This window comes from Streptomyces sp. NPDC002640 (assembly GCF_053592575.1).
On the sequence record NZ_JBSFVZ010000020.1, the window covers coordinates 68,458 to 93,687 of the forward strand.

Annotated in this window: 25 protein-coding genes; 12 read left to right on the forward strand and 13 right to left on the reverse strand. The window is 72.0% G+C overall.

Annotated elements, in window-relative coordinates; translation table 11 throughout:
* The first annotated feature begins 77 nt into the window (after window positions 1–77).
* Window positions 78–965, forward strand: coding sequence for a 4-hydroxy-tetrahydrodipicolinate synthase (gene dapA, locus ACWD3O_RS24485; RefSeq protein ID WP_451417360.1), 888 nt, complete (start codon window positions 78–80; stop codon window positions 963–965).
* Between the two features lie 340 nt (window positions 966–1,305).
* Here dapA and ACWD3O_RS24490 read toward each other — a convergent pair whose 3' ends face one another.
* The 3 genes from ACWD3O_RS24490 to dapD all read right to left on the reverse strand — a co-directional run bounded on the left by ACWD3O_RS24490 (window position 1,306) and on the right by dapD (window position 4,293).
* The gene (locus ACWD3O_RS24490; protein ID WP_451417361.1) at window positions 1,306–2,550 is read right to left on the reverse strand and encodes a WD40 repeat domain-containing protein; all 1,245 of its coding nucleotides are present in this window, start codon (window positions 2,548–2,550) and stop codon (window positions 1,306–1,308) included.
* On the reverse strand, window positions 2,547–3,095 hold the full coding sequence (locus ACWD3O_RS24495) for a SigE family RNA polymerase sigma factor (protein WP_451417362.1): 549 nt from the start codon (window positions 3,093–3,095) through the stop codon (window positions 2,547–2,549). The genes ACWD3O_RS24490 and ACWD3O_RS24495 overlap by 4 nt, the downstream gene beginning before the upstream one ends.
* 208 nt (window positions 3,096–3,303) lie before the next feature.
* Window positions 3,304–4,293, reverse strand: coding sequence for a 2,3,4,5-tetrahydropyridine-2,6-dicarboxylate N-succinyltransferase (dapD, locus tag ACWD3O_RS24500; RefSeq protein ID WP_451417363.1), 990 nt, complete (start codon window positions 4,291–4,293; stop codon window positions 3,304–3,306).
* 238 nt (window positions 4,294–4,531) lie between these two features.
* On the opposite strand from dapD, the gene ACWD3O_RS24505 reads away from it, so the two are divergent.
* Together ACWD3O_RS24505 and ACWD3O_RS24510 are read left to right on the forward strand one after the other, a co-directional pair.
* The gene (locus ACWD3O_RS24505; RefSeq protein WP_451417364.1) at window positions 4,532–5,614 is read left to right on the forward strand and encodes a hypothetical protein; all 1,083 of its coding nucleotides are present in this window, start codon (window positions 4,532–4,534) and stop codon (window positions 5,612–5,614) included.
* A 70-nt stretch (window positions 5,615–5,684) separates the two neighbouring features.
* Window positions 5,685–6,044 (forward strand): DUF2200 domain-containing protein, encoded by a 360-nt coding sequence (locus ACWD3O_RS24510; protein ID WP_451417365.1) that lies wholly within the window; start codon window positions 5,685–5,687, stop codon window positions 6,042–6,044.
* 123 nt (window positions 6,045–6,167) lie between these two features.
* On the opposite strand, the gene ACWD3O_RS24515 is transcribed toward ACWD3O_RS24510, so the two are convergent.
* The 8 genes from ACWD3O_RS24515 to ACWD3O_RS24550 all read right to left on the reverse strand — a co-directional run bounded on the left by ACWD3O_RS24515 (window position 6,168) and on the right by ACWD3O_RS24550 (window position 12,717).
* Complete coding sequence (locus ACWD3O_RS24515) at window positions 6,168–6,500, reverse strand: metal-sulfur cluster assembly factor (RefSeq protein WP_356131074.1); 333 nt, start codon at window positions 6,498–6,500, stop codon at window positions 6,168–6,170.
* Window positions 6,497–6,961 (reverse strand): Fe-S cluster assembly sulfur transfer protein SufU, encoded by a 465-nt coding sequence (gene sufU, locus ACWD3O_RS24520; RefSeq protein WP_451412442.1) that lies wholly within the window; start codon window positions 6,959–6,961, stop codon window positions 6,497–6,499. The genes ACWD3O_RS24515 and sufU overlap by 4 nt, the downstream gene beginning before the upstream one ends.
* Window positions 6,962–6,978: 17 nt before the next feature.
* Window positions 6,979–8,238: a cysteine desulfurase gene (locus ACWD3O_RS24525; RefSeq protein WP_451412443.1), complete on the reverse strand. Its 1,260-nt coding sequence runs from the start codon at window positions 8,236–8,238 to the stop codon at window positions 6,979–6,981.
* Window positions 8,235–8,999, reverse strand: a complete 765-nt coding sequence (gene sufC, locus ACWD3O_RS24530) for a Fe-S cluster assembly ATPase SufC (RefSeq protein ID WP_451417366.1) — start codon at window positions 8,997–8,999, stop codon at window positions 8,235–8,237. Before sufC ends, ACWD3O_RS24525 begins: the two co-directional genes overlap by 4 nt.
* Window positions 9,000–9,006: 7 nt before the next feature.
* On the reverse strand, window positions 9,007–9,327 hold the full coding sequence (locus ACWD3O_RS24535) for a bifunctional 3-phenylpropionate/cinnamic acid dioxygenase ferredoxin subunit (protein ID WP_356131066.1): 321 nt from the start codon (window positions 9,325–9,327) through the stop codon (window positions 9,007–9,009).
* The gene (gene sufD, locus ACWD3O_RS24540) at window positions 9,324–10,508 is read right to left on the reverse strand and encodes a Fe-S cluster assembly protein SufD (protein WP_451412445.1); all 1,185 of its coding nucleotides are present in this window, start codon (window positions 10,506–10,508) and stop codon (window positions 9,324–9,326) included. The genes ACWD3O_RS24535 and sufD overlap by 4 nt, the downstream gene beginning before the upstream one ends.
* A gap of 62 nt (window positions 10,509–10,570) precedes the next feature.
* Window positions 10,571–11,992: a Fe-S cluster assembly protein SufB gene (gene sufB, locus ACWD3O_RS24545; RefSeq protein WP_451417367.1), complete on the reverse strand. Its 1,422-nt coding sequence runs from the start codon at window positions 11,990–11,992 to the stop codon at window positions 10,571–10,573.
* Entirely contained in the window at window positions 11,989–12,717 is a 729-nt protein-coding gene (locus tag ACWD3O_RS24550) for a helix-turn-helix transcriptional regulator (protein ID WP_451412447.1), read from the reverse strand. The genes sufB and ACWD3O_RS24550 overlap by 4 nt, the downstream gene beginning before the upstream one ends.
* Window positions 12,718–12,905: 188 nt before the next feature.
* On the opposite strand from ACWD3O_RS24550, the gene ACWD3O_RS24555 reads away from it, so the two are divergent.
* The 4 genes from ACWD3O_RS24555 to ACWD3O_RS24570 are packed head-to-tail and all read left to right on the forward strand — an operon-like array spanning window position 12,906 to window position 16,516.
* Window positions 12,906–13,709, forward strand: coding sequence for an aminoglycoside N(3)-acetyltransferase (locus ACWD3O_RS24555; RefSeq protein ID WP_451412448.1), 804 nt, complete (start codon window positions 12,906–12,908; stop codon window positions 13,707–13,709).
* A 50-nt stretch (window positions 13,710–13,759) separates the two neighbouring features.
* Window positions 13,760–14,692, forward strand: a complete 933-nt coding sequence (locus ACWD3O_RS24560) for an ABC transporter ATP-binding protein (RefSeq protein WP_451417368.1) — start codon at window positions 13,760–13,762, stop codon at window positions 14,690–14,692.
* The gene (locus ACWD3O_RS24565) at window positions 14,689–15,459 is read left to right on the forward strand and encodes an ABC transporter permease (RefSeq protein WP_451412450.1); all 771 of its coding nucleotides are present in this window, start codon (window positions 14,689–14,691) and stop codon (window positions 15,457–15,459) included. The genes ACWD3O_RS24560 and ACWD3O_RS24565 overlap by 4 nt, the downstream gene beginning before the upstream one ends.
* Before the next feature lie 55 nt (window positions 15,460–15,514).
* On the forward strand, window positions 15,515–16,516 hold the full coding sequence (locus tag ACWD3O_RS24570) for a COX15/CtaA family protein (RefSeq protein WP_451417369.1): 1,002 nt from the start codon (window positions 15,515–15,517) through the stop codon (window positions 16,514–16,516).
* Between the two features lie 176 nt (window positions 16,517–16,692).
* On the opposite strand, the gene ACWD3O_RS24575 is transcribed toward ACWD3O_RS24570, so the two are convergent.
* The gene (locus tag ACWD3O_RS24575) at window positions 16,693–17,046 is read right to left on the reverse strand and encodes a hypothetical protein (RefSeq protein WP_451412452.1); all 354 of its coding nucleotides are present in this window, start codon (window positions 17,044–17,046) and stop codon (window positions 16,693–16,695) included.
* 97 nt (window positions 17,047–17,143) lie between these two features.
* A complete protein-coding gene (locus tag ACWD3O_RS24580; protein WP_451412495.1) occupies window positions 17,144–18,100 on the reverse strand; it encodes a heme o synthase in 957 nt (318 codons plus the stop codon).
* 418 nt (window positions 18,101–18,518) lie between these two features.
* Here ACWD3O_RS24580 and tkt point away from each other — a divergent pair, with 418 nt between their 5' ends.
* From tkt to pgl, 5 genes are read left to right on the forward strand one after another with little or no spacing between them, the layout of a single operon-like run.
* Entirely contained in the window at window positions 18,519–20,606 is a 2,088-nt protein-coding gene (gene tkt, locus ACWD3O_RS24585; RefSeq protein ID WP_451417370.1) for a transketolase, read from the forward strand.
* A gap of 34 nt (window positions 20,607–20,640) precedes the next feature.
* Window positions 20,641–21,759 carry a transaldolase gene (gene tal, locus ACWD3O_RS24590; RefSeq protein WP_451417371.1) on the forward strand — a complete coding sequence of 373 codons (1,119 nt, stop codon included), beginning with the start codon at window positions 20,641–20,643 and terminating at the stop codon, window positions 21,757–21,759.
* A gap of 3 nt (window positions 21,760–21,762) precedes the next feature.
* Window positions 21,763–23,301 (forward strand): glucose-6-phosphate dehydrogenase, encoded by a 1,539-nt coding sequence (gene zwf, locus ACWD3O_RS24595; RefSeq protein WP_451412455.1) that lies wholly within the window; start codon window positions 21,763–21,765, stop codon window positions 23,299–23,301.
* Window positions 23,298–24,443 (forward strand): glucose-6-phosphate dehydrogenase assembly protein OpcA, encoded by a 1,146-nt coding sequence (gene opcA / locus ACWD3O_RS24600; protein ID WP_451417372.1) that lies wholly within the window; start codon window positions 23,298–23,300, stop codon window positions 24,441–24,443. Before zwf ends, opcA begins: the two co-directional genes overlap by 4 nt.
* On the forward strand, window positions 24,440–25,195 hold the full coding sequence (gene pgl, locus ACWD3O_RS24605; RefSeq protein ID WP_451412457.1) for a 6-phosphogluconolactonase: 756 nt from the start codon (window positions 24,440–24,442) through the stop codon (window positions 25,193–25,195). Before opcA ends, pgl begins: the two co-directional genes overlap by 4 nt.
* The last annotated feature ends 35 nt before the right edge of the window (window positions 25,196–25,230 follow it).

Here is a 25,230-nt window from a genome sequence, read left to right on the forward strand (position 1 = left end):
ACGTTTCAGTTCCGCTGACCGGTACCGGGCAGAACTTTTAAGTGGACCTTCACCGTGCGGCGGCCGACACTCCAGGCATGACGACACATCCCTTCGGTCGTGCCCTGTGCGCGATGGTCACGCCCTTCACCCCCGACGGCGCCCTGGACCTGGACGGCGCGGCCGTCCTCGCCGAGCGGCTGGTCGCGGGCGGGTGCGACGGGCTGGTGCTGGGCGGCACCACGGGCGAGTCCCCGACCACCTCCGACGCGGAGAAGGCCGCGGTGATCCGCGCGGTGCGCGCGGCGGTGGGCGACGGGCCCGCGCTGCTGGCCGGCGTGGGCACCGCGGACACCGCCCACTCCCGCGAGCTGGCCCGGCAGGCGGAGGAGGCGGGCGCGGACGGGTTGCTGGTGGTCTCCCCGTACTACAGCCGCCCGCCGCAGGACGCGCTGGAGGACCACTTCCGCGCGGTGGCGGACGCGTCGGGGCTGCCGGTGATGGTGTACGACATCCCCGGCCGCACCGGGGTGCGGATCGAGACGGCGACGATGCTGCGGCTCGCCGGGCATCCGCGGGTGGTGGCGGTGAAGGACTGCGCCTACGACCTGCTCGGCACGCAGAAGCTGCTGGCGGAGTCCGACCTCGCGGTCTACACCGGCTGCGACGAGTACGTTCTGGCTTCCTACGCGATCGGCTGCGCGGGCTACGTCGGCACGGTGGCGAACGTGGCGCCCGCGCACTTTCGGGCGATCGTGGACGCGTTCGACGCCGGGGACACGGGGCGGGCGGCGCGCCTGCAGCGGGCGGCGGTGCCGCTGATCGAGGCGATGATGTCCGCGGGCCTCCCCGGCACGGTCACCGCCAAGGCCCTCCTCGCCTCCCTCGGCCTCCCCTCCGGCCCGGTCCGCGCCCCACTCCGCCCCGCCTCCGCGGAGGCCACCGCGGACCTGCGCACCCGGTACGAGGCACTGCCCACCACCTGACCGGCACCTACCGCGCGCGTGACCGGCACCTGCCCGGCACCCGCCCCTGATCGGTACCTTCCCCGCACCTGACCGGAGCCCGAGCAGCACCTGTCCCGCGCCTGCGCGGCGCCTGCCCGGAGGCTGACCGGAGCCTGACCGAGGCCCACCCGCCTCTCCCGCGCCCGAGCGGCGAGCGCGGCCCCGGGCCGGGACGGGCCCAGCCGGGGACGGGCCCAGGCCGGGGACGGGCCCAGGCCGGGGACGGGCCCAGGCCGGGGCGGCCCGGGGCGGGACGGAAACGGGGCGGGCCCGGGGGGCGACGGGCCCGGGGCGGCGCCCCCCTCCGCCTCGCCTCGCGTCAGCGGCGGACGAACAGCGGCTTCCACCGCCCGTTGTCGTCCCCCTTGGCGCTGCGCGGACCGCTCAGCGGGACCGTCCTGTCGCTGCCGATGGTGACCAGCACCAGCCGGGTGGCGTACTCGGACGTGCTGCCCTTGCTCATGTCCCAGGCCACCAGCTGGTCCTTCCCCGCCCAGGCGACCAGTTGCTGCCCGGGGATCTCGGCGAGTTGCTTTCCGGTGCGGGCGTCCAGGATCCACGACGAGGTCTTCCGGCTCACCCCGGCGAACGGTCCCGCCACCCGCCTGCCGTCCGGCGAGATACCGGCGTCCACCGACCACTCCCAGTGCGCCTCGCCCGCCGGCGGTTCGACCGGGCGCCCTCGCAGGTCGTGGAACTCCCTCCGCGCCTCGCTGACCAGCCCGCCCTTGACGGCCCGGCCGTCCCGGGTGAACTCGAAGTCCTGCCGCGCGTTGATCGCGGACATCCCCGGCATCACCGCGTCCTCGACCGTCGGCGTCTCCACCGCACTCCAGCTGCCCCGGCCCGACGCGACGTCGACCACCCAGAACCCCGTACGGGCCGACTCCCGCGGCGGCGTCAGCTCGACCTCGCCGTTTTCCCCGGTGAACTGCTCCAGGCGGTCGGGGTTGTCGCGGTAGGTGGTGGCCAGCAGGGAGGTGCCGTCCGCCGAGAGGGCCAGCCCCGCCACGCCCTGCCGCTCGTCCCCGTCGAGTTCGATCCAGCGCTCGACCTCACGGGTCCGCAGGTCGAGCACGCCGATCCGCCGGGTCGGCAGTTCCCTCTCCAGCACCACGGCCCGCCGCCCGCCGGGGGCCACCGCGACCTCCGACCAGCGTTCGTCCTTCTCGTACGTCTGGGAGTCCGGGTCGAGCAGCCAGTAGGTGCGCCGCGATTCGCCTCCCTTCGCCCCGCCGAAGTTCACCTGGTCCATCTCCTCGTACGCGGCCATCACCACGTTCCCCGCCGCGATGACGTCCCTCGGCGGCGACTGGTCCGGATGGGCCGAGATCTCGGGCGCGGACGACCGGATCCCTCCCGAGGGGGCCGGTCCTCCCGGCAGCGGGCCCCAGAAGGCCAGCCCCACCACGGCGGCGACCGCCGTGGCCGCCGCCCCGACCCTGCGTCGCGCCCGGCGCCGGTGCGCCGCCAGCACCCGTTCGGCCAGCCGGGGGTCTCCGGGCCGCTGCGCGGCCGCCTGCTCGCGGAGTGCGTCACGCACCAGTTCCTCGACCCCGTTCACGGTCGCACCTCCACGGCGGAGCAGTCGGTGGTGGCCTGTCGCGCCGGGCCTTTCACGGCCTCCGGCATGAGCCCGCGCAGCTTCGCCAGGGAACGGTGGGTGGTGGAGCGCACGGTGCCCACGGAGCAGCCCAGCAGCCGGGCCACCTCACCCTCCGGGAGGTCCTCGTAGTAGCGCAGCACCAGCACCGTGCGCTGCCGGTCGGTGAGCGCGGCCAGCGCCTGGCGCACCAGCAGCCGGGTCTCCACCACGCTCTCGGTGTCGCCGCCCCGCGGCCGGCCCTCCGGAAGCTCGGCGACCGTCACCTCGCGGCGCGGCCACTTCAGCCGCCAGCGGCTGATCTGCTGCCGGTACAGGATGCGGCGTACGTACGCCTCGGGGTCCTCGATCCGCCGCCACTTGCCCGCGGCCTTGACCAGCGCGGTCTGCAGCAGGTCCTCCCCCGCGTGCCGGTCGCCGCCGCAGAGCAGCACGGCCGTGGTCAGCAACGCGGACGACCGGTGGTCCACGAACTCGCGGAAGCCGCGCGCGTCTTCGGCATCCATCGTCACCTTCCTCCCGGCGGCACCCGATGCCCCGCCCCTCCCCCTGTCGGACGCCTGCGGGCCACCGCCGCTATGCCTCCGCGCCGCGCCTTTCTTCCGGGGCTTCTCCGGGGCTTCTTCCTGGGCCGACACGACCGCCGCCCCGGTCCGGGTCACCACGCGGTACGTGGAGCCCGGCCGGGGCGGCGGCCGCGGTGCCTTCGAAGGGTCAGTTGTGGCTGTGCAGGACGTCGTTGAGGCCGCCCCAGACCGCGTTGTTGGGGCGGGCCTCGACCGTGCCGGTGACCGAGTTGCGGCGGAAGAGGATGTTGGAGGCGCCGCTCAGCTCGCGGGCCTTGACGACCTCGCCGTCGGGCATGGTGACCCGGGTGCCCGCGGTGATGTAGAGGCCGGCCTCGACGACGCACTCGTCGCCCAGTGCGATGCCCACGCCCGCCTCCGCGCCGACCAGGCAGCGCTCGCCGATGGAGATGATGACGTTGCCGCCGCCGGAGAGGGTGCCCATGGTGGAGGCGCCGCCGCCGATGTCGGAGCCGTCGCCGACGACCACACCGGCGGAGATGCGGCCCTCGACCATGGAGGTGCCCAGTGTGCCGGCGTTGAAGTTGACGAAGCCCTCGTGCATCACGGTGGTGCCCGCGGAGAGGTGGGCGCCGAGGCGGACCCGGTCGGCGTCGGCGATGCGCACGCCCTTGGGCACGACGTAGTCCGTCATGCGCGGGAACTTGTCGATCGAGGTGACCTGGAGGTGCAGGCCCTCGGCGCGGGCGTTGAGCCGGACCTTCTCGATGTCGTCGACGGCGACCGGGCCCAGCGAGGTCCAGGCGACGTTGGCGAGCTGGCCGAAGATGCCGTCCAGGTTCTGGCCGTGCGGCTTGACCAGGCGGTGGGAGAGCAGGTGCAGGCGCAGGTAGGCGTCGTGCGCGTCGACCGGCTTGTCGTCGAGCGAGCCGATGACCGTGCGGACCGCGACCACCTCGACGCCGCGGCGGGTGTCCGGGCCGACGGCCTTCGCGGCGCCCTCGCCGAGGAGTTCGACGGCGCGCTCGGCGGAGAGCCGCTCGGTGCCGGTCGGCCCGGGGGCGTCGGCGAGCTCGAGGGCGGGGAACCAGGTGTCGAGGACGGTGCCGTCGGCGGCGATGGTCGCGAGACCCGCGGCGACGGCGCCGGTGGTGCGGGTGGCAGTCGTGTCGGTCATGGGGAAACGCTATCCGGAGCCTCGGCCGGGAGGCGAACCGGTGTCCACGGATCGGCGTCCTTCCTTCCGGTGGCGGCCGGCGAGGGACCCGGCATGCCCGCGTACCGGGAGGCGAACTAACGTTCGCCATGTTCACGCAGCTTCACGCAGTCCACGTTCAGGCAGTCCACGTTCACGCAGGAGACGCGCCGCGGCGGCAGCCGCCCCCGCGGCGCCCAGGGGTGGGAGCAGAACCCTCATGTCGTACAACCAGCCGCCGCCCTACGACCCGCCGCCTTACGGCCCGCCTCCGCACGGCGGGCAACCGTACGGCGGGCAACCGTACGGAGCGCGGTCCTGGGCCCCGCAGCCAGGTGTCGTCCCGCTGCGCCCGCTCGGGGTGGGCGACATCCTCAAGGGCTCCTTCCTGGCGCTCGGCAGGTCCTGGCCGCAGCTGGTCGGGCTCTACCTGCTCGCCACGGTGGCGCTCGCCGTGGTGTTCCTGGCGCCGGTGCTGCTGGTCGCGGCCGGCGAAGGGGAGTCCGCCGGGTTCGGCCTGGTCGCCGTCGGCCCCTTCTGGGTCATGGCCGCCTTCGTGCTGGTCCCCGCCGTGGCGCTGGCCGCTCCGCTGACCGCGCTGCGGGAGGCGGTGCTGGGCCGCAAGGTCACCTGGTCGGTGCTGTGGGAGCGGCTCGGCTCGCGTTCGCTCCGGGTGCTCGCCACGGTGCTGCTCACCGCGTGCGTGGCGCTGCCGTTCGTCGCGGTGATCGGTCTCGGAGTGGCCGGCATCGCGGGCGGCGTCCACCTGGAGGGCGGTGGCGGCGTGGCGCTGGGACTCCTCGGCTTCCTGGTCCTCTGCGCGGGCTTCGTGGGCGCCGTCTGGACGACCTACCGGCTGATCTTCGCCCCGGCCGTCACCGTCCTGGAGGGCCTGGGCCCGGTGGCCGCCCTGCGCCGCTCGGCGGCGCTGGTGAAGGGCGACTGGTGGCGGATCTTCGGCATCTCGTACCTGATGGGCATGATCGGCGGTGGCATCGGCTACCTGGCGATGATGCTCCTGGCGTTGGCGGGCGGGCTGGTCCTCTTCCCCCTCTTCGCCTCGGCGAGCTTCGGCGGCGCCGACCAGGGGGCGTCCCTGGGAATCGCCGCGATCGTGGTCGTCGTCGTCCTGGGCCTGGTGATGAGCGCCGTCCAGGCCCTGACCTTCACCCTCGGCATCTACAGCATCGGCCTGCTCTACGTGGACCAGCGCATCCGCCGGGAGAACTTCGCCGAGGCCCTGCTGGCCTCGGCGGCCCCGTCGCCCGGCCCCCCGGCGCCCGACGCCACCCTTCCCCTCTGACCCCGCGCGTCCGAGCCCTGCCCTACCGTGAACGTGACCGACGACGTGACCGACGACGAGGGAGACACCCGTGGCCACCGACCGCATCCGACGCATGCCCTTCGCCGCCGTGTACCCGCACTACGTGACCAAGGTGGAGCGCAAGGGCCGCACGGTGGAGGAACTCCACCAGGTCATCACCTGGCTCACCGGGTACGACGACGCCGGGCTGCGGAAGGCCGTCGCCGACGAGGTCGGTATGGAGACCTTCTTCGCCGAGGCCCCCGCGATGAACCCGAACGCCACGCTGATCACCGGCGTGATCTGCGGCCACCGCGTCGAGGAGATCGAGGACCCGCTGATGCGGCGGATCCGCTGGATGGACAAGCTGGTCGACGAACTGGCCCGCGGCAAGAAGATGACCTCCATCCTCCGCGGCGGCGCCGTCTGAGCGGTCCGGGCGCGCCCCGGTCACGACGACGGCCCCCCTTCGCCGCCGGGTCCCACGTGGGGACCGGCGGTCGGAGGGGGGCCGTGAAGCGTCCTGCGTCGCCCGTGGACGTGGACGTGAACGTCAGACGTTGAAGCCCAGCGCCCGCAGCTGCTCGCGGCCGTCGTCGGTGATCTTGTCCGGGCCCCACGGCGGCATCCAGACCCAGTTGATCCGGAGCTCGCTGACCAGTCCGTCGGTGGCGGACTTGGCCTGGTCCTCGATGACGTCGGTCAGCGGGCAGGCCGCCGAGGTCAGCGTCATGTCGATCGTCGCGATGTTCGCGTCGTCGATGTGAATGCCGTAGATCAGGCCCAGGTTGACGACGTCGATGCCCAGCTCGGGGTCGACGACGTCCATCAGGGCCTCGCGGACCTCTTCCTCGGAGGCCGGCTTCATCTGCACGGTCTCGCTCATGCCGTGGTCTCCTTCTCGGTGCCGCCCAGCGCCTGGGCGGTCGCGTCCTTCCACGCCATCCAGCTCAGCAGGGCGCACTTCACGCGGGCCGGGTACTTGGAGACGCCGGCGAACGCGACCGCGTCCTCCAGCACCTCCTCCATGGCGTCGTCGGGTTCGATCTTCCCCTTGGACTGCATCAGCTCCAGGAAGGTCTCCTGGATCTTCCGCGCCTCGTCCAGCTCCTTGCCGACCAGCAGCTCGTTGAGCACGGACGCGGAGGCCTGGCTGATGGAGCAGCCCTGCCCCTCGTACGACACGTCGGTGACCTTGCCGTCGTCGTACTTCACCCGCAGGGTGATCTCGTCGCCGCAGGTCGGGTTGACGTGGTGCACCTCGGCGTCGCCATCGCGCAGACCACGCCCGTGCGGGTTCTTGTAGTGGTCCAGGATGACGTCCTGGTACATCGAATCCAGCTTCACGGCTCTGCCGCGTCCTCTCAGCCGAAGAAGTTCCGTACGTGCTCCAGGCCCTCGACCAAGGCGTCGACCTCGGCCGGAGTGGAGTACAGATAGAACGACGCTCGCGTGGTCGCGGGAATTCCGTACCGCAGGCAGACCGGCCGGGCGCAGTGGTGCCCGACCCGGACGGCGATGCCCTGCTCGTCGAGGACCTGGCCCACGTCGTGCGGGTGGATGTCGCCGAGCGTGAAGGAGATCGCCGCGCCGCGGTCCTCGGCCGTGGCCGGGCCGATGATCCGCAGGTCGGGGACCTCGATCAGGCGCTTGACCGCGTACTCGGTGATCGCCCTCTCGTGCGCGTGGATCTTCTCCATGCCGATGGCCGAGAGGTAGTCGATCGCCGCGCCGAGGCCGACCGCCTGGGCGATCGGCGGGGTGCCCGCCTCGAACTTGTGCGGGGCCGGCGCGTAGGTCGAGGAGTGCATGGACACCGTCTCGATCATCTCGCCGCCGCCGAGGAACGGGGGCAGGTCCTCCAGGAGTTCCTGGCGGCCCCAGAGCACGCCGATGCCGGTCGGGGCGCACATCTTGTGGCCGGTGAAGGCCACGAAGTCGGCGCCCAGCGCCTGCACGTCCAGCGGCATGTGCGGGGCGGCCTGCGAGGCGTCGACGCAGACCAGCGCGCCGACCTCCTGCGCCCGCCGCACGATCTCCTCGACCGGGTTGTGGGTGCCGAGGATGTTCGAGACCAGCACGAAGGAGACGATCTTCGTCTTCTCGGTGATGACCTCGTCGATGTTCGACAGGTCGAGACGGCCGTCGTCGGTGAGGCCGAACCACTTCAGCTTCGCTCCCGTGCGCTGCGCCAGCAGCTGCCACGGCACGATGTTGGAGTGGTGCTCCATCTCCGTGATGACGATCTCGGTGTCGCTGTCCACCCGGTAGGGCTCGTCGGCCCAGCCGAGCATGTTGGCGACCAGGTTGAGGGACTCCGAGGCGTTCTTGGTGAAGATCACCTCGTCGCGGCTGGGGGCGTTGACGAACGCCGCCACCTTGTCCCGCGCGCCTTCGTACAGCGCCGTGGCCTCCTCGGCGAGCACGTGCACCCCGCGGTGGACATTGGCGTTGTGTCGCTCGTAATAGGCACTGAGGGCGTCGAGCACCTGGCGCGGCTTCTGCGAGGTCGCCGCGTTGTCCAGGTACACGATCTTCTTGCCGTCGTGGACCTCGCGGTCCAGGAGGGGGAAGTCCTTGCGGATCGCCTCAAGGTCGTCGAGGAGGCCCGGCAGCTGTGTCACTCGGAAGCGCCACCCTTCGTGTAGGCCTCGTAGCCCTCGTCCTCCAGCTTGTCGGCGAGCTCCGGACCACCGGACTCGACGATGCGGCCGTTGGCGAAGACGTGGACGTGGTCGGGCTTGATGTAGCGCAGGATGCGCGTGTAGTGCGTGATCAGCAGGGTGCCGACCTCACCGGTCTCGCGCACGCGGTTGACGCCCTCGGAGACGACGCGCAGGGCGTCGACGTCCAGACCGGAGTCGGTCTCGTCGAGGATCGCCATCTTCGGCTTGAGCAGCTCCAGCTGCAGGATCTCGTGGCGCTTCTTCTCACCGCCGGAGAAGCCCTCGTTGACGTTGCGCTCGGCGAAGGCGGGGTCCATGTTGAGGCGCTCCATGGCCTCCTTGACCTCCTTCACCCAGGTGCGCAGCTTGGGGGCCTCGCCGCGGATGGCGGTGGCGGAGGTCCGCAGGAAGTTCGACACCGAGACGCCGGGGACCTCGACCGGGTACTGCATGGCGAGGAAGAGGCCGGCGCGGGCGCGCTCGTCGACGGACATCTCGATGACGTCCTCGCCGTCGAGGGTGACGGTGCCGCCGGTGATCGTGTACTTCGGGTGACCCGCCAGGGAGTAGGCGAGAGTCGACTTGCCGGAGCCGTTGGGGCCCATGATGGCGTGCGTCTCGCCCTGCTTCACGGTCAGGTCGACGCCCTTGAGGATCTCCTTCGTGGCGTTGTCGGCCTCGACGGTGACGTGCAGGTCTCGGATTTCAAGCGTTGCCATGGTGGCCTCAGGACTCCTGGGTGAGGGAGACGAGTACGTCGTCCCCTTCGATCTTTACGGGGTAAACGGGGACGGGGCGCGTCGCGGGAAGGCCGGACGGCTTGCCGGTGCGGAGGTCGAAGGCGGATCCGTGCAGCCAGCACTCGATCCGGCAGTCCTCGACCTCGCCCTCGGAGAGGGAGACGTTCGCGTGCGAGCAGATGTCGTTGATCGCGAACACCTCGCCCTCGGTGCGCACGACGGCGACCGGCGTGCCGTCGAGTTCCACCCGCTTCGGGGTGTCCTCCTCCAGCTCGCTCAGCGCGCAGGCACGTACGAAGGCCGTCATGCGACCGCGGCCTCCAGCTCCTCGTCGATCTTGGCGAGGAGGCGCTCCTCGATGTCGGCGACGCCGATCTGCTGGACCAGCTCGGCGAAGAAGCCGCGGACGACGAGGCGGCGGGCCTCGTACTCCGGGATGCCGCGGGCCATCAGGTAGAAGAGCTGCTCGTCGTCGAAGCGGCCGGTGGCGCTGGCGTGGCCGGCGCCGACGATCTCGCCGGTCTCGATCTCGAGGTTCGGCACGGAGTCCACGCGGGCGCCGTCGGTCAGAACCAGGTTGCGGTTCATCTCGTAGGTGTCGGTGCCCTCGGCGGCGGCCTCGATCAGCACGTCGCCGATCCACACCGCGTGGGCCTGCTCGCCCTGGAGGGCGCCCTTGTAGACCACGTTGGACTTGCAGTGCGGGATGTTGTGGTCGACGAAGAGGCGGTGCTCCTGGTGCTGCCCCTGGTCGGTGAAGTACAGGCCGAACAGCTCGGCCTCGCCGCCGGGGGCGGCGTACTCGACGCGCGGGTGCAGGCGCACGACGTCGCCGCCGAAGGTGACGACGACGGACTTGAAGGTGGCGTCCCGGCCGACCAGCGCGTTGTGCTGGCCGGCGTGGACGGCCTTGTCGTCCCAGTCCTGCACGGAGACCACGGTCAGCTTGGCGCCGTCGCCCAGCACGAACTCGACGTTGCCGGCGTAGACGGCGTCGCCGCTGTGGTCCATCACGACGACGGCCTCGGCGAAGGCGCCCAGCTCCACCACGGTGTGGGCGAAGCAGGTGCCGCCCTGGCCGGCGACGGAGATGCGGACCGGCTCGCCCAGCACGGTCTCCTTCGGCACGGTCACCACCGTGGCCTGCTCGAACGCCGAGTAGGCCTGGGCGGCCACCCGGTCGACCGGCTTGCCGGCCCGGCCGAGGCGGGCGTCGTCACGGCCCGCGGACTCCACCGTGACGCCCTCGGGGGCGTCGACGGTGACCTTCACGCCGTCGCCGGAGGCGGTCGCCGTGCCGTCGTGCAGACCGCGCAGGCGCGCCAGCGGGGTGAACCGCCACTCCTCCTCGCGGCCGTGCGGGACCGGGAAGTCCGACACGTCGAAGGAGGGCGGCGCGCTCATGCGCGTGGCGACGGTCGACTCGGCGGCCACCGCGATCGATCCGGCGGTGGTGGAGCCCACCGGGGTGTTCTGAGCGTCAGCCATGGCTGTCGTCATGCTCGCTTTCGTTGCTTCAGGGACTTGACGGGAGGGACGGCGGGCCGGCGTCAGCCGACCGCGCCCTCCATCTGGAGCTCGATCAGCCGGTTGAGCTCGAGGGCGTACTCCATGGGGAGCTCCTTGGCGATCGGCTCCACGAAGCCGCGCACGATCATCGCCATCGCCTCGAACTCGGAGAGACCGCGGCTCATCAGGTAGAAGAGCTGGTCCTCGGAGACCTTCGAGACGGTCGCCTCGTGGCCCATGGAGACGTCGTCCTCGCGCACGTCCACGTAGGGGTACGTGTCGGAGCGGGAGATGGTGTCGACCAGCAGCGCGTCGCAGAGGACGTTCGACTTGGAGCCCGGGGCGCCCTCGCCGATCTCGATCAGACCGCGGTAGGAGGTCCGGCCGCCGCCGCGCGCCACCGACTTCGACACGATGTTCGACGACGTGTTCGGCGCCATGTGGACCATCTTCGCGCCGGCGTCCTGGTGCTGGCCCTCGCCCGCGAAGGCGATGGACAGGGTCTCGCCCTTGGCGTGCTCGCCCATCAGGTAGACGGCCGGGTACTTCATCGTCACCTTGGAGCCGATGTTGCCGTCGATCCACTCCATGGTCGCGCCCTCGTACGCCACGGCGCGCTTGGTGACCAGGTTGTAGACGTTGTTCGACCAGTTCTGGATGGTCGTGTAGCGGCAGCGGGCGTTCTTCTTGACGATGATCTCGACGACCGCGGAGTGCAGGGAGTCCGACTGGTAGATCGGAGCCGTGCAGCCCTCGACGTAGTGCACGTAGGCGCCCTCGTCGACGATGATCAGGGTCCGCTCGAACTGGCCCATGTTCTCCGTGTTGATACGGAAGTAGGCCTGGAGCGGGATCTCCACGTGCACGCCCTTCGGCACGTAGATGAAGGAGCCGCCGGACCACACGGCCGTGTTCAGCGCGGCGAACTTGTTGTCGCCGGCCGGGATCACGGTGCCGAAGTACTCCTTGAAGAGCTCGGGGTGCTCCTTCAGGGCCGTGTCGGTGTCCAGGAAGATGACGCCCTGCTCCTCCAGGTCCTCGCGGATCTGGTGGTAGACGACCTCGGACTCGTACTGGGCGGCGACACCGGCGACCAGGCGCTGCTTCTCGGCCTCCGGGATGCCCAGCCGGTCGTAGGTGTTCTTGATGTCCTCGGGCAGTTCCTCCCAGGAGGTCGCCTGCTTCTCCGTGGACCGCACGAAGTACTTGATGTTGTCGAAGTCGATCCCCGACAGGTCCGAGCCCCAGTTCGGCATGGGCTTCTTCTCGAAGAGGTTCAGACCCTTGAGGCGCAGCTTGGTCATCCACTCCGGCTCGGACTTCTTCGCCGAGATGTCCCGGACGACGTCCTCGTTCAGGCCGCGCTTGGCGGAGGCGCCGGCCGCGTCGGGGTCCGCCCAGCCGTACTCGTACTTACCCAGACCCTCGAGTTCGGGGTGGGCAGTCTCCGTGGGGAGAGTCATGCGGGGTTCCTCCCGGCCGTGCTCGCAGATGATGAGTGATCGTTGTCGATCGTGGAAATCTTGGGGATGTACGTCGTGCAGACGCCGTCACCGTGCGCGATCGTCGCCAGCCGCTGGACGTGCGTGCCGAGCAGCTCGGAGAAGATCTCCGTCTCCGCCTCGCACAGCTGGGGGAACTCCTCAGCGACATGGGCGACCGGGCAGTGATGCTGGCAGAGCTGCTCGCCGAGTTGCGGGGAGGGAGCGCTGCGCGCACTGGCAGCGTACCCGTCCGCGGACAGCGCCCGGGCCAGCGCCTCCGCCCGGCGCTCCGGCGGTACGGCCTCGAGGGCCTTGCGGTACGCACCGGCCTGGGCGGCCAGCCGGGCCTTGGCGAACGCAGCCACCGCCCGCTCACCGCCCTCCTGCTGCGCGATCCAGCGCAGCGCGTCCTTGGCCAACTGGTCGTACGACTGGTCGAAGGCGTCGCGACCGCCGTCGGTCAGCACGAACACCTTCGCGGGACGCCCGCGCGTGCGGGCGCCGTACACCCGGCGCTCCCGTGCCTCGACCACGTCGTCGGCGACCAGCGCGTCCAGATGCCGGCGGACGGCGGCCTGGGTGAGCCGCAGCCGCCCGGCGAGTTCCGCGACGGTCGACGGGCCGTGGTCCAGGATCGAGCGCGCGACCCGGGTACGTGTGGAACGCTCCCCGGTCGCGGTTTCTTCCTGGCCGACGTTTTTCACAACGCCATTGTTGCGTAATTGCCGGGGAGCGGACAAGCCGCGCCCATCGGGGCCGACGGTGCCTTTCATCACTTAGGTACACCTAACCTGACCTGCGGAAAGCTCCCGGACGTCACCGGCCGACGCCGGACGGCCCCGGCGGCGAAATCGCTTGCGGACCGCGCGAGAGCTGCGCGACCCTTCCCGCCATGCCCTCCGCGCCGCCCGCCGGCCCCCTCGTGACCCGTCCCTCGCTCGCCGCCGACCTCCGCTCGCTGGGCGTCCGGACGGGCGACGTCCTCCTGGTCCACAGCTCCCTCAGCTCACTCGGCTGGGTGAACGGCGGCGCCGTGGCCGTCGTGCGGGCGCTGCTGGACGCGCTCGGCCCCGCCGGGACCCTGGTGGTCCCCACGCAGACCGGCGGACACTCCGACCCCGCGCACTGGGAGAACCCGCCGGTGCCCCGGGAGTGGTGGGAGACCGTCCGCGCCACGATGCCCGCCTTCGACCCGGCGTCCACGCCCTCCGCGTACATGGGAGTGGTCGCGGAGACGGTCCGCACCTGGCCCGGCGCCCGGCGCAGCGCCCACCCGCAGACCTCCTTCGCCGCCCTCGGCCCGCGCGCCGGGGAGATCACGGACGGGCACGCCCCGGACTGCGCGCTCGGCGACCGCAGCCCGCTGGCCCGGCTGGAGGAGCTCGGCGCGCGCGTCCTGCTGCTGGGCGCCGGCTACGGGGCCTGCACCGCCTTCCACCTGGCCGAGTACCGGGTGCCCTCCCCGGTCGTCGGGACGCGGGGGCGGCCAGGGCCCGACGGGTGGGAGCAGGTGACCGACGTCCTGCTCGACTCGGACGACTTCGACCGGCTCGGCGAGGCGTTCGAGACCGAGCGGCCCGCCCTCGTCGCCCGGGGCGCCGCGGGGGCGGCCGGGCTCCGGCTCTTCCCGCTCGCGGAGGCGGTCGCCTTCGCGGAGGGCTGGCTGCGGGAGCACCGCCCGCTTCCCGCCGCCTGAGGGCCACCCGGGGGCGGGGCGGGCGCCGCGCGAACCTAGACTCGGGTCCCATGCACAGCAAACCCGCGGTCCCGGTCGTCCACGTCCAGGGCCTGGTGAAGCGGTACGGGGCGAAGACCGCGGTGAACGGCCTCGATCTGGTGGCCCGGGCGGGCATCACCGCCGTCCTGGGACCCAACGGCGCCGGCAAGACCACCACCGTCGAGACCTGCGAGGGCTACCGCCGCCCCGACGCCGGCACGGTCCGCGTCCTGGGCCTCGACCCGGTCCGCGACGCCGCCGCGCTGCGCCCGCGGATCGGCGTGATGCTCCAGTCCGGCGGCGTCTACTCCGGCGCCCGCGCCGAGGAGATGCTCCGCCACGTGGCGAAGCTCCACGCCCACCCTCTGGACGTCGACGCGCTGATCGAGCGGCTCGGCCTCGGCTCCTGCGGCCGCACCTCCTACCGCCGCCTCTCCGGCGGCCAGCAGCAGCGGCTCGCCCTGGCCATGGCGGTCGTCGGCCGCCCCGAGCTGGTCTTCCTGGACGAGCCGACGGCCGGCCTCGACCCGCAGGCCCGCCGCGCCACCTGGGAACTGGTCCGCGACCTGCGCGACGACGGCGTGTCGGTCATCCTCACCACCCACCACATGGACGAGGCCGAGCAGCTCGCCGACGACGTCGCCATCGTCGACGCCGGCACGGTGATCGCCCAGGGATCCCCCGAGCAGCTGTGCCGCGGCGGCGCCGAGAACACCCTGCGCTTCTCCGGCCGCCCCGGCCTGGACGTGGGCTCGCTCCTCAAGGCGCTGCCCTCCGACGCCACCGCGGCGGAGGTCGTGCCCGGCTCCTACCGGGTCACCGGCGACGTCGGCCCGCAGCTGCTGGCCACGGTCACCTCCTGGTGCGCGCAGCACGGCGTGATGCCGGAGCGCATCGCCGTCGAGCGGCACACGCTCGAGGACGTCTTCCTGGAACTCACCGGCAAGGAGCTGCGCTCATGACCGCCACCGGGACCTACTCCCCCGCGCCCGGCGCCGCCCCGCTGGGGCGGATGATCGCCGCGCAGGCCGCCCTGGAGACCCGGATGCTGCTGCGCAACGGCGAGCAGCTGCTGCTCACCGTGGTCATCCCGACGCTGCTGCTGGTGCTGTTCAGCTCCGTCGACGTCGTGGACACCGGGGAGGGCCGGGCCGTCGACTTCCTCGCGCCGGGCGTGCTGGCGCTCGCGGTGATGTCGACGGCGTTCACCGGGCAGGCCATCGCCACCGGCTTCGAGCGCCGCTACGGCGTCCTCAAGCGGCTGGCCGCCTCGCCGCTGCCCCGCTGGGGGCTGATGACCGCCAAGACCCTGTCGGTGCTGGTGACCGAGGTCCTGCAGATCGTGCTGCTCACCGTGATCGCGTTCGCGCTGGGCTGGTCGCCCCGGGGCAACCCGCTGACCGTGCTGCTCCTGCTGGTCCTCGGCACGGCCGCCTTCTCCGGGCTGGGCCTGCTGATGGCGGGCACGCTGAAGGCCGAGGCCACGCTGGCCGCGGCGAACCTGGTCTTCCTGCTGCTGCTGGTCGGCGGCGGCGTGGTGGTGCCGCTGGAGAAGTTCCCCGAGGCCGCGCAGGCGGTACTGGGGCTGCTGCCCATCTCGGCGCTCTCCGGCGGGCTGCGGGACGTCCTCCAGGACGGCGCCGGCGTGCCGTGGGCAAACCTCGGCGTCCTGGCCGCCTGGGCGGCCGCGGGGCTCGCCGCGGCCGGGCGTTTCTTCCGCTGGGAGTAACGTCACAGGGCGCACGGCACCCCCTCGTGAAACCGTGCACAAGCCCGGCCCTACGATGGTTCCCGTGCCGAACGAGATGCCTCGCGGGGCCGCCGCAGCGGTCCGCAACCCCCTTGCCTTCATCGCCGCCCGCTGGACCCCGGACCCCCGGACGGTCCGCCGCGCGGCGCTCACCGCGCTCGTCATGTCGGTGGTCATCGTGGTCACCGGCGGCGCCGTCCGCCTGACCGGCTCCGGCCTGGGCTGCCCCACGTGGCCCAAGTGCACGGCGGACTCGATCGCCACGACGCGCGAGATGGGCTGGCACGGCGTCATCGAGTTCGGCAACCGGCTGCTGACGTACGTGCTGTGCGCGGCGGTGGGCTGGGCGATCGTCGCGGCCCGTTCCACCAAGCCGTACCGGCGTGCGCTCACCCGGCTGGGCTGGCTGCAGTTCTGGATCGTGATGGGCAACGCGGTGCTCGGCGGCGTCGTGGTGCTGGTCGGCCTCAACCCGTACACGGTGGCCGCGCACTTCCTGCTCTCCTCCGCGCTCATCGCGGCCGCCACGGTGATGTGGCACCGGGCCGGCGAGGGCGACACCGCCCCGCGGCCGCTGGTGGCGCCGTCGCTGCGGCGGCTGACCCTGGCGCTGGTCGTGGTGACCGCGCTGCTGATCGCCGTCGGCACGGTGGTCACGGGGGCGGGGCCGCACGCGGGCGACTCCAGCGACGTGCCGCGGATGCCGGTGGACTGGGAGGCGGTCACGCGGGCGCACGCGGTGCTGGCGTGGCTGACGGTGCTGCTGACCGTCGCCCTGTGGGTCGGGCTGAAGGTCTTCGACTCGCCCCCGGCGGCGCTGGCGCGGACGCGGGACCTGTTCGTGGTCCTGCTGGCGCAGGGGCTGGTCGGGTACGTCCAGTACTTCACGGACCTTCCCGAGGTGCTGGTGGGGCTCCACATGTTCGGCTCCGCGATGGTGTGGATCTACACCCTCCGGGTCCTCCTGGCCACCCGCGAACGCCCCCTCGACACCGCCCCTCCGGTCCCCACCACCCCGGAGACCGTCCCCGCCTGACCCTCTCCCCCTTTCCCCTCCTCTCCCCCGCCCCCGGCCGCAGCCCCTGCGCCGGGGGCGGCCCCGTTGCCGCGTTCCCCTGCGGATGTGGCGGAGCCGCCCCGCGGATGCGGCGGAGCCGCCTCGGCCCGGGAGGGGGCGGGAGGCGGCTCCGGAGGTGCGGGGGTGGCGGGGGGTCAGGGGTTCTTGGGGCCGCCGAGCTGGATGCCGGCCATGCGGGACCATTCGTACGGCCCCGTCTTCACCTTCGCGGCGAACTCCCCGTCGAACTCCTCGTGCACGGTGACCCCCGCCTTCGCGACGGCCGCCACGGCCACCTCGTACGTGGGCGCGACCAGGTCGCCCCAGTTGCCGTCCTCGCCCACCAGGACGATGCGCGCGCCCTTGCGGCCGAGGTGGGCCACCTGACTCTCCGCACCGCCGTGCGCCGCGGCGAAGGAACCGATCTGCTGGGCGAGCTTCGCGGCACGCCGCTCATCCCGCGCGTCCATCGGCGCGCTCGCCTCGTCAACCTGCTGCGTGTCTGCCATGGTCAGGATGCTACCGACGGGTAGCGGACGCGGCGACGCGAGGGGCGGGTGGCGTTGGCCACCCGCCCCTCGCGTCGAAGGAGAACCGCGCCTCGGCTCAGCGCAGGAAGGGGTCCACGGCGACGGCGACGAAGAGGACGGAGACGTAGGTGATCGACCAGTGGAACAGCCGCATCTCCTTGAGCTTCGCCCCCGTGACCTCCGACTTCGCCCGGCTCTGGAGCGCGTGCGCCTCCCACAGCCACCAGCCGCCCGCCGCCAGGGCGACCGCGGTGTAGAACCAGCCGGTGTAGCCGAGCGGCGTCAGCAGCAGCGAGACCGCGACCATCACCCAGCTGTAGATCACGATCTGCCGGGCGACGACCTTGTTGCTCGCCAGCACCGGCAGCATCGGCACGCCCGCGCGGGCGTAGTCCTCCTTGACCTTCATCGACAGCGGCCAGTAGTGCGGGGGCGTCCAGAAGAAGATGACGAGGAAGAGGACGACCGGCGCCCAGGAGAGCGAGTTGGTCACCGCGGACCAGCCGATCAGGACCGGCATGCAGCCGGCGATGCCGCCCCAGACGATGTTCTGCGCCGTGCGGCGCTTGAGGATCATCGTGTAGACGACCACGTAGAAGAGGAGCGCGCCCAGCGCGAGCCAGGCGGACAGCCAGTTCACCGTGAGCCCGAAGAGCAGGGTGGACCCGACGGCGAGGGCGATGCCGAAGGCGAGGCACTCGCGCGGCGACACCATGCCGGTGACCAGCGGCCGCTGCGACGTGCGGTCCATCAGCGCGTCGATGTCGCGGTCGTACCACATGTTCAGCGCGTTGGCCCCGCCGGCGGAGAGGTATCCGCCGAAGCAGGTCAGCAGGACGAGCGAGAGATCGGGAACGCCCTGTTCGGCCAGGAACATCACCGGCACGGTGGTGATGAGCAGCAGTTCGATGATCCGCGGCTTGGTCAGCGCCACGAACGCCATGGCCCGGGCCCGGAACGGCCGGCGGTGCGGCCTCGGGCTGCTCGTCCCGAATACCGCCGCTGGACGGGATTCAACGGCCGTCACGCACACCCCTGACAGAGACATCCCAGCGAGCCCCCGCCGAATCGGACCTGTCGGAAAGGTCCGGCGAAGGCTCGCGCGTACCACGCCACTCTAGACGTTGCCCAGACCCCGCGATTCGCGGGGGTGCTCTCGTGTTGGCCGCACCCTCCGGGGAACCCGTCGCCGGAGGACGCCGCGCGGAGCGGCGCGGTCCACGGACGTCTCGCGGCGCGCCCGTCCGAGGGGACGCGGCCTCATGCGGAACGCCCATGTGAGCGGGTGCGAACGCAGACGAAGTGGGCTGTGGCCACACTCTGGTCACAGGGGGGAACGCCGTGTTTGCACGGGATAGGCTCGACCCGCCGGCGGCGCGGAACCCGCCGGTGGCACCGGTGAGCGCACACCTCACCGGCTTCTGACATGTGGAGAGGAGCCCTGACCCAGGGTGAGCAACAAGCCGACCACCACAGCCCTCGAGTGGACAGAGCTGGACCAGCGCGCGGTGGACACCGCCCGCATCCTGGCCGCTGACGCCGTACAGAAGGTCGGCAACGGCCATCCCGGTACGGCCATGAGCCTCGCGCCCGCGGCGTACACGCTGTTCCAGAAGGTGATGCGCCACGACCCGTCCGACGCCGACTGGGTGGGGCGTGACCGCTTCGTCCTGTCGGCGGGGCACTCGTCCCTGACCCTCTACACCCAGCTCTACCTGGCCGGCTTCGGCCTGGAGCTGGACGACCTGAAGGCCTTCCGCACCTGGGGCTCCAAGACCCCGGGCCACCCGGAGTACGGCCACACCACGGGGGTGGAGACCACCACCGGCCCGCTGGGCCAGGGCGTCGCCAACGCCGTCGGCATGGCGATGGCCTCCCGCTACGAGCGCGGCCTGTTCGATCCCGAGGCGGCGCCGGGCGAGTCGCCCTTCGACCACTTCGTGTTCTGCGTCGCCGGTGACGGCTGCCTCCAGGAGGGCATCGCCGCCGAGGCGTCCTCCATGGCGGGCCACCAGAAGCTGGGCAACCTGGTCCTGCTGTGGGACGACAACCACATCTCGATCGAGGGCGACACCGAGACCGCGGTCTCCGAGGACGTCTGCAAGCGCTACGAGGCGTACGGCTGGCACGTCCAGCGCGTGGAGCCGAAGGCGGACGGCGACCTCGACCCGGCGGCGATCTACGAGGCCGTCCAGGCCGCGAAGGCGGTCACCGACCGGCCGTCGTTCATCGCGATGCGCTCCATCATCGCCTGGCCCGCCCCGAACGCGCAGAACACCGAGGCCGCGCACGGCTCGGCGCTCGGCGACGACGAGGTGGCCGCCACCAAGCGCGTGCTGGGCTTCGACCCGGAGCAGACCTTCGAGGTCTCCGACGAGGTCATCGGCCACACCCGCAAGGCCCTGGACCGCGGCCGCGACGCCCGCGCGGAGTGGGAGAAGCAGTTCCAGGCGTGGCGTGAGGCCAACCCGGAGCGGGCCGCCGAGTTCGACCGGATCGCCGCGGGCGAGCTGCCGGCCGGCTGGGAGGAGAAGCTCCCGGTCTTCGAGACGGGCACCTCGATCGCCACCCGTGCCGCGTCCGGCAAGGTGCTGCAGGCGCTCGGCTCGGTCGTCCCCGAGCTGTGGGGCGGCTCCGCCGACCTGGCGGGCTCCAACAACACCACCATCGACAAGACCAGCTCGTTCCTCCCCGAGGGCAACCCGCTGCCGGAGGCCGACCCGTACGGCCGGACCATCCACTTCGGCATCCGCGAGCACTCCATGGGCGCCGAGATGAACGGCATCGCCCTGCACGGCAACACGCGCGTCTACGGCGGCACCTTCCTGGTGTTCTCCGACTACATGCGCAACGCCGTCCGCCTGTCGGCCCTGATGCACCTGCCGGTGACCTTCGTGTGGACGCACGACTCGATCGGTCTCGGCGAGGACGGCCCGACCCACCAGCCGGTGGAGCACCTGGCCTCGCTGCGCGCCATCCCGGGCCTGAACATCGTGCGCCCGGCCGACGCCAACGAGACGGCGATCGCCTGGCGCGAGATCATGCGCCGCTGGACCAAGGAGTTCGGCAAGGGCGCCCCGCACGGTCTGGCGCTCACCCGCCAGGGCGTGCCGGTCTACGAGGCGAACGAGGACGCCGCGCGCGGCGGCTACGTCCTGCGCGACGCGGACGGTGGCGAGCCGCAGGTGATCCTGATCGCGACCGGCTCCGAGGTGCACCTCGCCGTCGAGGCGCGCGAGGCCCTGCAGTCCGAGGGCGTCCCCACCCGCGTGGTGTCCATGCCGTCGGTGGAGTGGTTCGACGAGCAGGACCAGGCCTACCGCGACAGCGTCCTCCCGCCGTCGGTGAAGGCGCGCGTCGCCGTGGAGGCCGGCGTCGGACTGACCTGGCACCGCTTCGTGGGTGACGCCGGCCGCATCGTCTCGCTGGAGCACTTCGGCGCGTCGGCCGACGCGAAGGTGCTGTTCCGCGAATACGGCTTCACGGCGGAGAACGTGGCCGCCCAGGCCCGGGAATCCCTCGCCTCCACGCAGCGCTGACGCTGCTACACGACCAGTAGGAGATGCAAGACACATGACAGACGCACTCAAGCGCCTCTCCGACGAGGGTGTGGCGATCTGGCTGGACGACCTGTCCCGCACGCTGATCTCCTCCGGCGCCCTCCAGGAGCTGATCGACGACCAGCACGTGGTGGGCGTCACCACCAACCCCTCGATCTTCCAGAAGGCGATCTCCGAGGGACACGGCTACGACACCCAGCTCACCGACCTCGCCGCCCGCAAGGTGACGGTCGAGGAGGCGATCCGGATGATCACGACGGCGGACGTCCGCGACGCCGCCGACGTGCTGCGCCCGGTCTTCGACGCCACCGACGGCCGCGACGGCCGGGTCTCCATCGAGGTCGACCCCCGTCTGGCCCACGACGAGCGGGCCACGGTCGCCGAGGCCAAGCAGCTCGCCTGGCTGGTCGACCGCCCGAACACCCTGATCAAGATCCCGGCGACCATGGCCGGCCTGCCCGCGATCACCGAGGTCATCGGCCTGGGCATCAGCGTCAACGTCACGCTGATCTTCTCCCTGGAGCGCTACCGCCAGGTGATGGACGCCTACCTGGCCGGCCTGGAAAAGGCCAAGGAGCGCGGCCTGGACCTGTCGAAGATCCACTCCGTCGCCTCCTTCTTCGTCTCCCGCGTGGACACCGAGATCGACAAGCGGATCGACGCCCTGGGCACCGACGAGGCCAAGGCGGTGCGCGGCAAGGCCGCCCTCGCCAACGCCCGCCTGGCCTACCAGGCGTACGAGGGGGTCTTCTCCTCGGAGCGCTGGAACGCCCTGGAGCGCGCCGGCGCCAACCGCCAGCGCCCGCTGTGGGCCTCCACCGGCGTCAAGGACAAGGCGTACAAGGACACCCTGTACGTCGACGACCTGGTCGCGCCGAACACGGTGAACACCATGCCGGGCGGCACGTTGGAGGCCGTGGGCGACCACGGGCAGATCACCGGCGACACGGTCACCGGCACGTACGAGCAGGCCCGCGCCGACCTGGACGCCGTGGAGCGTCTGGGCATCTCGTACGACGAGGTGGTGGAGCTGCTGGAGAAGGAGGGCGTCGACAAGTTCGAGGCCGCCTGGAACGACCTGCTGAACTCGACCAAGGCCGAGCTCGAGCGGCTCGCCCCGTCGGAGGGCTAGGCCTTGTCACCCTCCCCTGTCACCGGAGCCAACCCGCTCCGTGACGCCCTGGACCGACGGCTCCCGCGCATCGCGGGGCCGTCGGGCCTTGTGATCTTCGGCGTCACGGGCGACCTGTCCCGCAAGAAGCTGATGCCGGCGGTGTACGACCTCGCGAACCGCGGTCTGCTCCCGCCGGGTTTCTCCCTGGTGGGCTTCGCCCGCCGTGAGTGGGCGGACGAGGACTTCGCCCAGGTGGTCCACGACGCGGTCAAGGAACACGCGCGCACGCCGTTCCGTGAGGAGGTCTGGCAGCAGCTCGCCCAGGGCATGCGCTTCGTCCAGGGCTCCTTCGACGACGACGCGTCCTTCGAGTCGCTGCGCGACACCATCGAGGAACTGAACCGCGCCCAGGGCACGGGCGGCAACTTCGCCTTCTACCTCTCCGTCCCGCCCGGCTCGTTCCCGGTGGTCATCCAGCAGCTCAAGAAGCACGGGCTGGCCGACCAGCGCGACGGCTGCTGGCGACGCGCGGTGATCGAGAAGCCGTTCGGCCACGACCTGAAGTCGGCCGAGGAGCTGAACTCCCTGGTCCACGAGGTGTTCCAGCCGGAGCAGGTCTTCCGCATCGACCACTACCTCGGCAAGGAGACCGTCCAGAACATCCTGGCGCTCCGCTTCGCCAACCAGATGTTCGAGCCGCTCTGGAACCGGTCGTACGTCGACCACGTCCAGATCACCATGGCCGAGGACATCGGCATCGGCGGCCGGGCCGGCTACTACGACGGCATCGGCGCGGCCCGGGACGTCATCCAGAACCACCTGCTGCAGCTCCTCGCCCTCACGGCGATGGAGGAGCCCGCCTCCTTCGACGCGGACGCGCTCGCCGCGGAGAAGACCAAGGTGCTCGGCGCGGTACGGCTCCCCTCCGACCTGGGGGCCTCCACGGTGCGCGCCCAGTACACGGCGGGCTGGCAGGGCGGTGCCAAGGCCGTCGGCTACCTGGAGGAGGAGGGCATCGACCCGTCCTCCCGGACCGACACCTACGCCGCGATCAAGCTGGAGATAGACAACCGCCGCTGGGCGGGCGTCCCCTTCTACCTGCGCACCGGCAAGCGGCTGGGCCGCCGGGTCACCGAGATCGCGGTGGTCTTCCAGCGCGCCCCGCACTCCCCCTTCGGCCACACGGCCACCGAGGAGCTGGGGCAGAACGCCATGGTGATCCGCGTCCAGCCGGACGAGGGCATGACGGTCCGGTTCGGCTCGAAGGTGCCGGGCACCTCCATGGAGATCCGGGACGTCTCGATGGACTTCGCCTACGGCGAGTCGTTCACCGAGTCCAGCCCGGAGGCCTACGAGCGGCTGATCCTCGACGTGCTGCTCGGCGACGCCAACCTCTTCCCGCGCACGGAGGAGGTGGAGCTCTCCTGGAAGATCCTCGACCCGATCGAGCAGTTCTGGGACGCCCACGGCGCGCCCGCCCAATATCCGGCCGGAACCTGGGGACCCGCAGAAGCGGACGAGATGCTCGCACGAGACGGACGGAGCTGGCGCCGGCCATGAAGATCGACCTCACCGACACCACGGCCAGCAAGATCAACAAGGCACTGGTCCAGGGGCGCCGCGCACTCGGCGCCCCCGCCGTCGGCATGGTGCTCACCCTGGTCGTCGTCACCGACGAGGAGAACGCCTACGACGCCATGAAGGCGGCGGCGGAGGCGTCGCACGAGCACCCCTCGCGGCTGCTGGTGGTCATCAAGCGCCACGCCCGCTCCCCCCGCGACCGCACCCAGTCCCGCCTCGACGCCGAGGTGCGGGTGGGCGCGGACGCCGGGGCCGGCGAGACGGTGGTGCTGCGGCTCTACGGCGAGGTGGTCAACCACGCCCAGTCGGTGGTCCTGCCGCTGCTGCTGCCGGACGCCCCGGTGGTGGTCTGGTGGCCGGTCAACGCGCCGCTGGACCCGGCGAAGGACCCGCTGGGCGCGCTCGCCCAGCGCCGGGTGACGGACACCTACGCGGCCGAGGACCCGGTCGGCGAGCTGCGCGCGCTGGCCGACGCCTACACGCCCGGCGACACCGACCTGTCGTGGACCCGGATCACCCCGTGGCGGTCGATGCTGGCCGCCGCGCTCGACCAGGTGGTCTGCGAGGTCAAGGCCGTCGAGGTCGAGGGCGAGGAGTTCAACCCGAGCTGCGAGCTGCTGGCCATGTGGCTCGCCGACCGGCTCGACGTGCCGGTGCGCCGCACGTCGTCCGCGGGGCCCGGTCTGACCGGGGTGCGGATGGACACCACGTGCGGCCGGATCACCCTCGACCGGGCCGACGGCACCCTGGCCACCCTCGCCATCGAGGACCAGCCGGACCGCCAGGTCGCCCTCAAGCGGCGCGAGACCTCGGAGCTGATCGCCGAGGAACTGCGCCGGCTGGACCCGGACGAGACGTACGCGTCCACCCTCCAGTACGGGGTGGACCGGCTCTACGCGGAGGCGGACGCCGCCGAGACCTTCACGGACGGATCCTCCGACGCCTCCGACGCCGCGGACGCGTCGTCCGGGGCCGAGGGTGCCTCCGCGGTCCCGGAGGAGGGCCCGGCGCAGGCGTCGGAGCCCGTCGCCGAGGCGGTGCCGGAGGAGGACGTCGCGAAGGGGCCCGCCAAGCGGGCCGCGAAGCGGGGTCCCGCCGTGAAGCGGGCGGCGGCCAAGTGAGCGGGGGCGAGGCGCGGCTGCTGGTCCACCGCGACAAGGACCTCATGGCCCGGGCCACGGCCGCGCGGCTGATCACCGCGGTGGTCGACGCGCAGGCCGAGCGGGGGCACGCCTCCGTGGTCCTCACCGGCGGCCGCAACGGCAACGGGCTGCTGGCCGCGCTGGCCGGGTCGCCGGCGCGGGACGCCGTCGACTGGGCCCGCCTGGACCTGTGGTGGGGCGACGAGCGGTACCTGCCGTCCGGGCATCCGGACCGCAACGTCACGCAGGCCCGCGAGGCCCTGCTGGACGCCGTGCCGGTGGACCCCGCCCGGGTGCACGCGATGCCGGCCTCCGACGGGCCGCACGGCGACGACGTCGAGGCGGCCGCGGTCGCCTACGCACGGGAGCTGGCGCTGGCCGCCGGGGACGGCGCGGCGGTGCCGGAGTTCGACGTGCTGATGCTGGGCGTCGGGCCGGACACGCACGTCGCCTCCCTCTTCCCCGGGCTTCCGGGGGTGCGGGAGACGGAGCACACGGTGGTCGCGGTGCGCGAGGCGCCGAAGCCGCCGCCGGTGCGGGTGTCGCTGACGCTGCCGGCGATCCGGGCGGCGCGTCAGGTGTGGCTGCTCGCGGCGGGCGAGGACAAGGCCGACGCGGTCGCCACGGTGCTGCGCGGGGCTCCCGAGCCCGCCCGGGCACCCGCCGCGGGGGTCCACGGGCGTGAGGCCACGCTCTGGCTCCTCGACGCGGCGGCGGCGTCCAAGCTGTAGCCCCGGCCGGAGCCCCCGGTGCCGTTCCCGGTACC